The sequence below is a fragment of the Aromatoleum toluvorans genome, assembly GCF_012910905.1.
Lineage (GTDB): Bacteria > Pseudomonadota > Gammaproteobacteria > Burkholderiales > Rhodocyclaceae > Aromatoleum > Aromatoleum toluvorans.
Map to the genome: position 1 here is coordinate 1 of NZ_WTVN01000065.1, position 10,693 is coordinate 10,693.

8 protein-coding genes and 1 rRNA gene are annotated in these 10,693 nt (G+C 62.1%); 2 read left to right on the forward strand and 7 right to left on the reverse strand.

What is annotated here, in order from left to right; genetic code table 11:
* The 3 genes from GPA22_RS21895 to tyrS all read right to left on the reverse strand — a co-directional run.
* A 16S ribosomal RNA gene (locus GPA22_RS21895) occupies positions 1-117 on the reverse strand; the annotation flags it as partial.
* A gap of 387 nt (positions 118-504) precedes the next feature.
* The gene (locus tag GPA22_RS21900; RefSeq protein ID WP_169258196.1) at positions 505-3,510 is read right to left on the reverse strand and encodes a bifunctional diguanylate cyclase/phosphodiesterase; all 3,006 of its coding nucleotides are present in this window, start codon (positions 3,508-3,510) and stop codon (positions 505-507) included.
* Between the two features lie 192 nt (positions 3,511-3,702).
* Positions 3,703-4,902 carry a tyrosine--tRNA ligase gene (gene tyrS, locus GPA22_RS21905; protein WP_169258192.1) on the reverse strand — a complete coding sequence of 400 codons (1,200 nt, stop codon included), beginning with the start codon at positions 4,900-4,902 and terminating at the stop codon, positions 3,703-3,705.
* Here tyrS and GPA22_RS21910 point away from each other — a divergent pair.
* On the forward strand, positions 4,817-6,292 hold the full coding sequence (locus GPA22_RS21910) for a M23 family metallopeptidase (RefSeq protein ID WP_425483973.1): 1,476 nt from the start codon (positions 4,817-4,819) through the stop codon (positions 6,290-6,292). The two genes, tyrS and GPA22_RS21910, sit on opposite strands and share 86 nt — an antisense overlap.
* A 74-nt stretch (positions 6,293-6,366) precedes the next feature.
* On the opposite strand, the gene erpA is transcribed toward GPA22_RS21910, so the two are convergent.
* The 4 genes from erpA to rplM form a co-directional block, all read right to left on the reverse strand.
* Entirely contained in the window at positions 6,367-6,717 is a 351-nt protein-coding gene (gene erpA / locus GPA22_RS21915; RefSeq protein WP_121427712.1) for an iron-sulfur cluster insertion protein ErpA, read from the reverse strand.
* A 90-nt stretch (positions 6,718-6,807) separates the two neighbouring features.
* Positions 6,808-7,836 (reverse strand): N-acetyl-gamma-glutamyl-phosphate reductase, encoded by a 1,029-nt coding sequence (gene argC / locus GPA22_RS21920; protein WP_169258193.1) that lies wholly within the window; start codon positions 7,834-7,836, stop codon positions 6,808-6,810.
* Between the two features lie 135 nt (positions 7,837-7,971).
* On the reverse strand, positions 7,972-8,364 hold the full coding sequence (gene rpsI, locus GPA22_RS21925; RefSeq protein ID WP_169258194.1) for a 30S ribosomal protein S9: 393 nt from the start codon (positions 8,362-8,364) through the stop codon (positions 7,972-7,974).
* A 13-nt stretch (positions 8,365-8,377) separates the two neighbouring features.
* Positions 8,378-8,806, reverse strand: coding sequence for a 50S ribosomal protein L13 (gene rplM, locus GPA22_RS21930; RefSeq protein ID WP_076601387.1), 429 nt, complete (start codon positions 8,804-8,806; stop codon positions 8,378-8,380).
* A 252-nt stretch (positions 8,807-9,058) separates the two neighbouring features.
* On the opposite strand from rplM, the gene GPA22_RS21935 reads away from it, so the two are divergent.
* Positions 9,059-10,507, forward strand: coding sequence for a tryptophanase (locus GPA22_RS21935; protein WP_169258195.1), 1,449 nt, complete (start codon positions 9,059-9,061; stop codon positions 10,505-10,507).
* The last annotated feature ends 186 nt before the right edge of the window (positions 10,508-10,693 follow it).

Genomic DNA, 10,693 nt, shown 5'->3' on the forward strand with positions numbered 1-10,693 from the left:
GCATTACTCACCCGTTCGCCACTCGCCGGCAGGCCGAAGCCCCCGCTGCCGTTCGACTTGCATGTGTAAAGCATGCCGCCAGCGTTCAATCTGAGCCAGGATCAAACTCTTAAGTTCAATCCAACAAAGCACTCAAAGAAATCATTACTGACTTACATATGAGCACTCAATCTTTGCAACATTAAACCGCCGAAGCAGTTTCAGCCGCACCAACCAAGCACCCACACTTATCGGTTGTCCAATTTTTTAAAGAACCGCCGCCGAAGCAGCGAGAAAGAGATTCTGACAAACTCACTTCGTTTCGTCAAGCACCGCAGCAAATTTTTCTGAATCCGCCGCCGCGCTACCCACCTCTTTCCGGCCTCCACCGCCGCCGCCGAAATCCGCTGCAGCGCTGAAGAGGCGCGAATTATATAGACCTCTGAAACCGCGTCAAGCGCTTTCGGGAAAATTTCGATTTTGCCGAATCGTCGATCAAGACGACACCGAACTGCGGGAGCCCGGTCAATCGTGCGCCGGATGCTTCGGACAAGCGGGCACGCGAGTCAGCGGGGTCCGCGAGCCGTTCCGGAGCACGAAGAGCTCGAAATCCGCAGCCGGAAGCGGTTCACTGATGAGGTAACCCTGAAGGTAATCGCAATTACGCGCCCGAAGGAAGGCACGCTGCCTTTCGGTTTCGACGCCTTCTGCCGTCACCTTGAGCCCGAGGCTGTGTGCCATGTTGATGATTGCCTCCACCAGGAGCGCGTCGTTCCTGTCGTCAGTGCAATCGTTGACGAAGCTGCGGTCGATTTTTACGTGACCGACCGGAAAACGCTTGAGGTACGAGAGCGACGAATAGCCGGTGCCGAAGTCGTCGAGCGAATACTCGATGCCGAGCAGGCCGATTTCGCGCAGGCGCGCTTCCGTGACCTCGCTGCTCTGCATGAGCACGGATTCGGTGATTTCGAGGACGAGCGTGATCTCGTCGAAACCCGGGGTGCAGCTTGCCTGGGTGATCATCTCCACCAGGCCTTGCTCCCTGAACTGAACGCCCGACACATTCACCGCGACGCGCAGTGGCGGCAGGCCGCGAATGCGCCATGCGTTTGCCTGGCGCAGAACCTCGCTCAGCACCCATGCGCCGATCGGAACAATCAGGCCGGTGTCCTCGGCGATCGTGATGAATTCGTCCGGCGCGACGATCCCGCGCGACGGATGATGCCAGCGCAGAAGGGCCTCCGCGCCACTCACACAGCCGCGTTCCGCATCGATGATCGGCTGATAGAAGAGCACGAACTCCTTGCGCTCGATTGCCATCCGCAGTTCCGTCTCCAGCTGGACGCGCAGACGGGCAGCCTCCTGCATATCCTGCGAGTAGAACTGGCAACGGTTCTTGCCCAGTTGCTTGGACTTGTACATGGCGATGTCCGCATTACGCAGCAAGGTCTGCACGTCATCGCCGTCGTCAGGGAATACGGTGATGCCAAGACTGCCGGTCACGTAGCGGTTCGCACCTGCAAGCAGGAAGGGTTTGCAAATGATTCGCAGCACCTTGTCTCCCACGATCTGCAGGTCGTCGACATCTGCGATGTCATCGACAACAAGAGTGAATTCATCCCCCCCGAGCCGGGCGACCGTATCCTGATGGCGGACGCACTCCTTCAGCCGCTCCGCGACCTCGATGAGCATCTCGTCGCCGACATCGTGACCAAGGGTGTCGTTGATCCACTTGAAGCCGTCGAGATCCAGGAAAATCAACCCCGCCTTCTTGCCGGTCCGATGGCTGTGCGCGAGTGCCCGCTCCAGGCGGTCGTTGAGCAGGTTGCGATTGGCGAGCCCGGTTAGCGCGTCGAAGTTGGCCTGCCGCCAGATCACTTCTTCGCGTTGCTTGCGCCGCGTCATGTCGCTGAAGATGGATACGTACTTGATCAGCCGCCCCGTCTCGTCGCGTACTGCCGATATCGTTAACCACTGGGGATAGACGTCGCCAGCCTTGCGCCGGTTCCAGATTTCCCCCTCCCAGCGGCCGACCTTCTCGAGCGTCGCCCACATGTTCTCGTAGAACGCTGCGTCATGCCGTCCCGACTTGAACATCGCCGGCGTGTAGCCAATGACGTCCGCGGCCGAATAGCCCGTGATGCTGCAAAAAGCAGGGTTCACCGACGTGATGATTCCATTGGCGTCGGCCGTCATGATGCCCTGACTGGAGGCGTCGAAGACCACCATTGCCTCGCGCATCTTTTCTTCGGCGAGCTCGCGCTCGGAAACATCCCGCACGAGCGCGATGAAACCTGCCGGCCGGCCATCCCCGCCGGACAACTGGCTCATTGACGCACTGAACTTTCTGCGCCCTACCGGAAGCTCGAGCGCATATTCGAATTCGCGTCGCTGTGCGTCACCGCGGATGGCCGTGAGCGCAGCCCGGATCCCGTCGGCGGCCGGCGGGGGAAACACCTCGTCGTAGGAACTCCCGAGGATGTCGGCAGGATCACGCGGCAACAGGGCTGCGTCCGGCGAATGGACCTCCACGATCCGGCCGGCGTCATCCATCACGAACAACTGATCCGGCAGGGAGCCGATCAACGCACCCAGTTTGGATTCGCGCGCCGCCAAGGCGGTGGTCCGCTCGTCGACCAACGCCTGCAGCCTGTGCCGGTGGAGCCGGAGCTCGCCCATCTGCTTCGCCAGCCATCCGAGGAGCGAACTGAAGATGAGCCCGAGGAGCAGTTTGAGGACAAGACCGGATTTGTGAGTCCACCCATCGATCGGGGCGACACTGAGCGTCCATGTACCGTTAGGCGTCATGACGGTTCGATCGACAGGGTCAACCAGGGGCACTTCGGATGACGCGGCAATGATCTGCCTGAGACCCGTGTCCGGATGCACGCGCCAGAGCTCATAGTGCAAGCCGCGCTTCGTCAGTTGTGGCAGCTGTGCCTTGGCGAGAACCTGCGGAAACCGGATGAGAACGGTGACAAACCCCCAGAACCGCGGCCGCCCGTTCTCGTCGTCCAGAAACACCGGCAGGCGACCCGCTGCACCAATTCCTCCCTGCATCAGCGGAAAGGGGCCTGCAAGCGTCAGCTCGCCGGTGTCCCTGGCCAGGAATGCTTCCTTGTTGCGTCCCGGATCCGCGAGTAGATCATGTCCCATCGCGCGAGCATTCTCCGCAAATGGAACGATCTGCCGAATGACTCCGCCCGGGGCCAGTTGCAGCGAATCCGCACCAGGGTAATAGCGCAGCATTTCGGTCGCCACCGCATCGAAATCCGGCACGACGCCTCGCCCCTGTCGGACCAGCGCCGCCAACGCATAGGTTGCGGCGAGACCATGTCGAACCCCGTTCTCGATCTCGTGCGCCTTGTCGCCGCTCTGGTCGGCCAACTCGGCGCGCCGAATGCGCAGTTCCTCACGCTCCGATTGCGCGACGAGCATTCCGGTGACCGCCAGCGCGACCACAAATGCGATCACCCCCAGAAAACCGGGCCTGAACGTGGTGCCCACGCCGAGCGATGATCGGAATGTCATGGTCGCGAAACCCTGGCTTGAAGTGCGGGCTCGCCGAAACGCCTGCAGCGGCTGGGTGATATCCGGCCAAACGGATGCGAACACCCTTTACGGTCCGAAGAGGCGTCAATGCGAGTTACATCATTTTACACGCCACCTTTGTGCGCGTTCGCGTCGACCACCCATCCTGAGTTCAACAGGCTCTGGCGCCATTTACTCCAGATGCACGCTCGCGAACTTTCGCTTGCCCACCTGCAGGACAACAGTCCGTCCGCAATGCAGGACGAGGCCCTTGTCCTCGACACGATCGCCGTCGAGACGCACGGCGCCCTGGTCAATCATCCGCATCGCCTCCGACGTGGTCCCCGTCAGACCCGCCTGCTTGATCACCTGAAACACGGGCATGCCCTCGGCACCCACGGCAACCTTCACCGCGGGCATGTCGTCGGGAAGCACTCCGCGCTGGAAGCGCGCTTCGAATTCCGTCCTCGCATCTTCCGCCGCGCGGGCGTCATGGAAACGCGCAACGAGCTCCATCGCGAGCATCACCTTGATGTCGCGCGGGTTGCGACCCGATTCGGCTTCGCTGCGCAGGTCGGCGATCTCGCTGGTCGAGCGGAATGAGAGGAGCTCGTAGTAACGCCACATCAGCTCGTCGGAGATCGACATCAGTTTCCCGAAGATCTCGCGCGGTCCTTCGGCAATGCCGATGTAGTTGCCGAGCGACTTGGACATCTTGTTCACGCCGTCCAGCCCTTCGAGAAGCGGCATCATCAGGACGCACTGCGGCACCTGCCCTTCGTGCTTCTGCAACTCCCGGCCCATCAGCAGGTTGAACTTCTGGTCCGTACCGCCAAGCTCGATGTCCGCGCGCATCGCGACGGAGTCGTAGCCCTGACAGAGGGGGTACAGGAATTCGTGAATGGAGATCGGCTGGTTTGCCGCATAGCGTTTGGCGAAGTCATCGCGTTCGAGCATGCGTGCGACCGTGCTGCGTGAGGCGAGACGGATCATGCCGGCGGACCCGAGCGATTCCATCCAGGCCGAGTTGAAACAGATCTCGGTCTTCTCCGGATCAAGGATCTTGAATACCTGATCCTGGTAGGTGCGCGCGTTCTCCATGATCTGCTCGCGCGAGAGCGGCGGGCGGGTCGCGTTCTTTCCCGACGGATCGCCGATCATCCCGGTGAAGTCCCCGATCAGGAACATCACCTGGTGGCCCAGCTCCTGGAAGTGGCGCATCTTGTTGATCAGAACAGTGTGACCGAGATGCAGGTCCGGCGCGGTAGGGTCGAAGCCCGCTTTCACCCTGAGAGGGCGACCGGACTTGAGCTTCTCGGCGAGCTCGGCCTCTATCAGCAACTCATCGGCGCCTCGTTTGATCAGTTCGAGGGCTCCCTGTACGTCAGTCATGCAGTTCTCCATTCAACGGGGCGACGAAAAACTTTGCTACACTCGCGAAAGTTTTTTGTCCGAAAATCCCATGCAGGCACGAAAAGTTACGATTCTAGCCGATCAGAGCGGCCGCCCCTCCACTGGTCGCAGGCGGGGGGTCGTCGGCGCGCTGGTCGGCACATCACTGCTGGGCGTCGTTGCCGCCACTGCGGTCCCCCCGGGGGTGACGCAAGCGCCGATCAGCACCGAATCGGTCATCGAACGCCTGGGGCCGATTGCGGCGGCGCCCGCCGAGTCGAATCTGCCGTTCGTCTTCGACGAGCGCGTGCTGCCAGGCGACACGATACAGGCAATCTTCCGCCGCATCGGCGCGAACGACCAGGAAGTGCTCGATTACCTGAACCAGCCCCAGGGGCTGCAGGCACAACGCCAATTGCGGGCGGGCCGGTCCGTGCTGGCAGTGGTGCACCCCGACGGCACCCTCGCCTCGCTCAGCCTGCCGATCGCCGGCGGCGACACGCGATTCACGATCGAACGGACCGCGAGCGGCATCAAGACCCAGACAACCGAACCGGCAGATCTGAATGTAGCGATCGAGATGCGCACCGGCACGATCCGCCAGACCCTGTTCGGCGCAACCGATACCGCGGGCATCCCGGACAGCGTCGCGACGAAACTCGCGGAGATTTTCGGTACCGAGATCGACTTCAGCAGCGACTTGCGGCGCGGCGACCGCTTCAGCGTCGTCTATGAATCGATGCACGAACAAGGCATCCCGGTTCGTGCCGGGCGCATCCTGGCGGCGGAATTCATCAACGACGGCAAGCGCCACGCGGTCGTACTGCACCGCGATGAAGACGGCGCGGATACCTATTTCACGCCGGAAGGACGTGGCCTGAGCCAGGCCTTCCTGCGCTATCCGCTGGAGTTCTCGCGCATTTCCTCCAACTTCGGGGGACGCATGCATCCGATCCACAAGCGCTGGAAGGCGCACAAGGGCACGGATTTCGCTGCAGCTACCGGCACCCCGGTCAAGGCTGCATCGAACGGAGTCGTGGAGTTCGCCGGCGGCCAGAATGGATACGGCAATGTCGTCGTGATCCAGCACCGGGATGGCTACGAAAGCGCCTACGCACACTTGAACGGATTTGCACGCGGCCTGCGCAAAGGCCAGCGCGTACGCCAGGGCGACGTGATCGGCTACGTGGGATCAACCGGCTGGGCCACGGGCGCGCACCTGCATTTCGAGATCCGGGTCAACGGCATCGCGCGCGATCCGATGAAGATCGCCCTACCGACGACCCAGCCACTTGGCGGCAATGCACTCGCGGCCTTCCGTCGCGAAACCACCCCGCTGCTCGAGCGGCTCGCGCTGCTCAACCGCACGACGGTCGCGCGCGCCAACTGATCTGAGCAGTGGAGCGCACGCAAAAGAAAACGGGAGGCCGCGGCCTCCCGTTTTACTTGTCGCGCGCAGCGAGATCAGGCGGAGAACGACGATCCACAACCGCAGGTGCTGGTCGCGTTCGGATTGCGGATCACGAACTGCGAGCCTTCCAGACCTTCCGTGTAGTCGATCTCGGCACCTACCAGATACTGATAGCTCATTGAATCGATCAGGAGCGTCACGCCATTCTTTTCGAAGGCGGTGTCGTCCTCATTCACCTCCTCGTCGAAGGTGAATCCGTACTGGAAGCCCGAGCAGCCACCGCCGCTGACGAACACGCGCAGTTTCAGATCCGGGTTGCCCTCTTCCTCGATCAGTTCCTTGACCTTGCCCGCCGCGCTGTCAGTGAAGACGAGCAGTTCCGGGGTTTCGACTGCAGTGCTCATGTTTTCTCCTGAATGGGGTGCACCAATACATCATGCGTCACCCGACGCGTTTCGTCAAAATAAGAGTGACTATGGGAGCGATTGGTTCCATTACGGACTGACCGGCACCACGTCCAGACCCTCCGCCTCGTCGAGGCCAAACATGATGTTCATGTTCTGCACCGCCTGACCGGCCGCGCCCTTGACGAGGTTGTCGATGACGGAAAGGACGACCACGACGTCGCCACCCTGCGGGCGGTGGACGGCGACGCGACACAGGTTGCTCGCCCGCACCGAACGGGTCTCGGGATGGCTGCCGGCCGGCATCACATCTACGAACGGCTCGTTGCGGTAACGGGCTTCGAAGACGGACTGGACATCGACATCCTTCGTCAGACGGATATACAGGGTCGCATGGATGCCACGGATCATCGGTGTCAGGTGCGGGACGAAGGTGAGACCGACGTCCTGGCCCGCCATGCCGACCAGACCCTGGCGGATCTCCGGCAGATGACGATGCCCCCCGACGCCGTAGGCCTTGAAGCTGTCGGACGCTTCGGCAAACAGCGTATGCACTTCGGCCTTGCGCCCCGCCCCCGAAACACCCGACTTGGCGTCGGCGACGAGGTGCGACAGATCTGCAACCCCCGCCTCGATCAGGGGCAGGAACCCGAGTTGCACGGCAGTGGGATAGCAGCCGGGATTGGCGAGCAGGCGAGCGGAACGGATCTGTTCGCGATTGCGCTCCGGCAGGCCGTACACGGCCTCGGCGATCAGTTCGGGCGCCGCGTGCTTCATGCCGTACCACTTCTCCCACTCGGCAACGTCCCGAATGCGGAAGTCGGCGGCGAGGTCGATGACGCGTACGCCTTTGTTGACCAGCTCACGCGCCTGCTGCATGGCAATGCCATTGGGCGTGGCAAAGAAAACCGCGTCGCACTGATCGAGCGCAGCCTCGGCTGGTGTGACGAAGCGCAGGTCGACGCGGCCGCGCAGGCTCGGGAACATCTCTGACACGGCCATGCCGGCATCGCCACGCGACGTGATGGCATGCAGCTTCACGCCTGGATGGCGCGCAAGCAACCTGAGCAGTTCGACACCCGTATAACCCGTACCGCCGACGACACCCACCTTGATCATGCTTTCTCCTTCGCGGGGCAAACCCCATGTGCAGCTTTTCATTATCGCATTCGCGACGCACATTTTCCGCACACGGAAAAGCAAAAAAGCCGCCCAGCGGGCGGCTTTTTTTGCTCCAGCGGATACCGGAAGGTATCAGCGCTTCGAGAATTGCTTGCGGCGACGGGCCTTGCGGAAACCGACCTTCTTCCGCTCGACTTCGCGCGCGTCGCGGGTAACGAAACCCGCCTTGCGCAGCACCGGCTTCAGTTCGGCATCGTATTCGATCAGCGCACGGGTGATGCCGTGACGCACGGCACCCGCCTGGCCCGACTCGCCACCGCCGGTGACATTGACCATGATGTCGAAGCGGTTCGCGTTCTCGGTCAGCGTGAGCGGCTGACGAACGATCATGCGGCCGGTTTCGCGCGAGAAGAACTCATCCACGGGCTTGCCGTTGACGACGATGTTGCCGGTACCCGGCTTGATGAACACACGGGCAACCGCGGTCTTGCGGCGGCCGGTGCCGTAGTTGTATTGCACAGCCATTGATCGGCTCCTGTCAGATCTCGAGAACTTTGGGCTGCTGAGCGGCGTGCGGATGCTCGGCACCCGCGTAGCACTTCAGCTTCTTCAGCATGGCGTAACCCAGCGGCCCCTTCGGCAGCATGCCCTTCACCGCCTTTTCCAGCACGCGTTCCGGGAAGCGCTGCTGCAGCTTGGTGAAGTTGGTTTCGTAGATTCCGCCCGGGAAACCGGTGTGACGGTAGTACTTCTTGTCCTGCGCCTTGTTACCGGTAACGCGCAGCTTCTCGACGTTGACCACGACGATGAAGTCGCCGGTATCAACGTGCGGGGTGTAGATAGGCTTGTGCTTGCCACGCAGACGGCGGGCTACCTCGGCGGCAACCCGGCCAAGCACCTTGTCCGCCGCGTCGACAACAAACCAGTCGCGCTTGACTTCGTGCGGCTTGGCAGAAAACGTTTTCATTCGAATCCTCGATCTTGTCCGGCCTGGGGCAGAGGCCAATAAACGGAAAGCTCGTGATGGTATAGCGGAATACCCACGAAAGTCAAATCGGGTTGACTCGCGACCGAGGGCCCTGAGGCGGGTGGGCAGAGGCGCCCGCCCCGGCTCGGGGCAGGCAAGTTAAAGGACTCTTGTGCAAGATCAACTTCTGCGCTCGCTACGGCATGCATCATAGTGCACTTTCAACCGTTGGCAGCTGGGGAGATCAAAGAGATGGCAGAAGTGAGGTTCTTTAGCGGCGAGGCCATCCCGCTCGAAATGCACAAGGTTCGCATCGTCCAGAAACTGTCCCTTCCGCCGGTGGAGCGCCGGCTGGCGGCGATCACCGAGGCGGGCAACAACACGTTCCTGCTGCGCAATTCGGACGTGTTCATGGACATGCTCACGGACAGCGGCGTCAACGCGATGAGCGACCAGCAGCAGGCGGCGATGCTGGTGGCCGACGACAGCTACGCGGGAAGCGCCACCTATACGCGCCTTGCGGACAAGCTGCAGGAGATCTTCGGACTGCCGCACTTCCTGCCGGCCCACCAGGGTCGGGCGTGCGAGAACATCCTTTCGCAGGTCCTGGTATCCAAAGGCTCGGTCGTGCCGATGAACTACCACTTCACGACCACGAAAGCCCACATCACGCTCAACGGCGGAACGGTGGAGGAACTCGTCGCCGATTCCGGACTGGAGGTCGTGAGCGTACACCCCTTCAAGGGGAACATGGACATCGGCAAGCTGCGCGATGTGATCGGGGTGCACGGCGCCGACAAGATCGCCTTCGTGCGCATGGAGGCCGGCACGAACCTGATCGGCGGCCAGCCGTTCTCGCTGCAGAACCTCGTCGATATCCGCCAGGTTTGCAACGAACATGGCCTTCTGCTGGTGCTCGACGCGAGCCTGCTCGCGGACAACCTGCACTTCATCAAGCAGCGCGAGGACGCCTGCAAGGGCCTCGGCATCCGCGAGATCACGCGCCGGATCGCGGACCAGTGCGACGTCATCTACTTCTCCGCGCGCAAGCTCGGATGCGCCCGCGGTGGCGGCATCTGCATCCGCAACGAAGAGCTTTACCGCCGCATGCGCGGCCTGGTGCCGCTGTATGAAGGCTTCCTCACGTATGGCGGGATGTCGGTGCGCGAGATGGAGGCGCTTACGGTCGGCCTCGAGGAAACGATGGACGAGGAAGTCATCAACCAGGGGCCGCAATTCATCGCCTACATGGTGGATGAACTGCAGAAGCGCGGCATCCCGGTGATCACGCCCGCGGGCGGACTGGGCTGCCATGTCAACGCGATGGAGTTCGTGGATCACATTCCGCAGGCGCAATACCCGGCCGGCGCGCTGGCTTCGGCGCTGTACATCGCCGGCGGCATCCGCGGCATGGAGCGCGGAACGCTGTCCGAGCAGCGCGACCCCGACGGGAGTGAAGTGTTCGCGAACATGGAGCTGGTGCGTCTGGCGATGCCGCGACGGGTGTTCACGCTGTCGCAGGTCAAGTATGCGGTCGACCGCCTCGAGTGGCTTTACGCACACCGCAAGCTCATCGGCGGCCTGGCGTTCACGGAAGAACCCGAGATCCTGCGCTTCTTCTATGGTCGCCTGAAGCCGGTGACCGACTGGCAGGACCAGCTCGTTGCGAAGTTCCGCGCGGACTTCGGCGACAGCCTCTAAGTTCACGCGCTTCCGCGGAGGCCCCGTCAAGACCGGGGCCCGCGGCATTTCTGCGCGCAATCGAGTAGGGGACGGGGTCACCCCCGTCGCCCTCTCACACCACCGTACATGCGGTTCCGCATACGGCGGTTCATGAAAGACACTGGAGTCGTCGCGTCGTATCGAGCAGCGACACCAGACCCATAC

Bases quoted from the DNA above. Each gene is read 5' to 3' on its own strand.
- GPA22_RS21900 (WP_169258196.1), bottom strand. From the start codon at position 3,510: ATGACATTCCGATCATCGCTCGGCGTGGGCACCACGTTCAGGCCCGGT.
- tyrS (WP_169258192.1), bottom strand. From the start codon at position 4,902: ATGACTGACGTACAGGGAGCCCTCGAACTGATCAAACGAGGCGCCGAT.
- erpA (WP_121427712.1), bottom strand. From the start codon at position 6,717: ATGAGCACTGCAGTCGAAACCCCGGAACTGCTCGTCTTCACTGACAGC.
- argC (WP_169258193.1), bottom strand. From the start codon at position 7,836: ATGATCAAGGTGGGTGTCGTCGGCGGTACGGGTTATACGGGTGTCGAA.
- rpsI (WP_169258194.1), bottom strand. From the start codon at position 8,364: ATGGCTGTGCAATACAACTACGGCACCGGCCGCCGCAAGACCGCGGTT.
- rplM (WP_076601387.1), bottom strand. From the start codon at position 8,806: ATGAAAACGTTTTCTGCCAAGCCGCACGAAGTCAAGCGCGACTGGTTT.
- GPA22_RS21935 (WP_169258195.1), top strand. From the start codon at position 9,059: ATGGCAGAAGTGAGGTTCTTTAGCGGCGAGGCCATCCCGCTCGAAATG.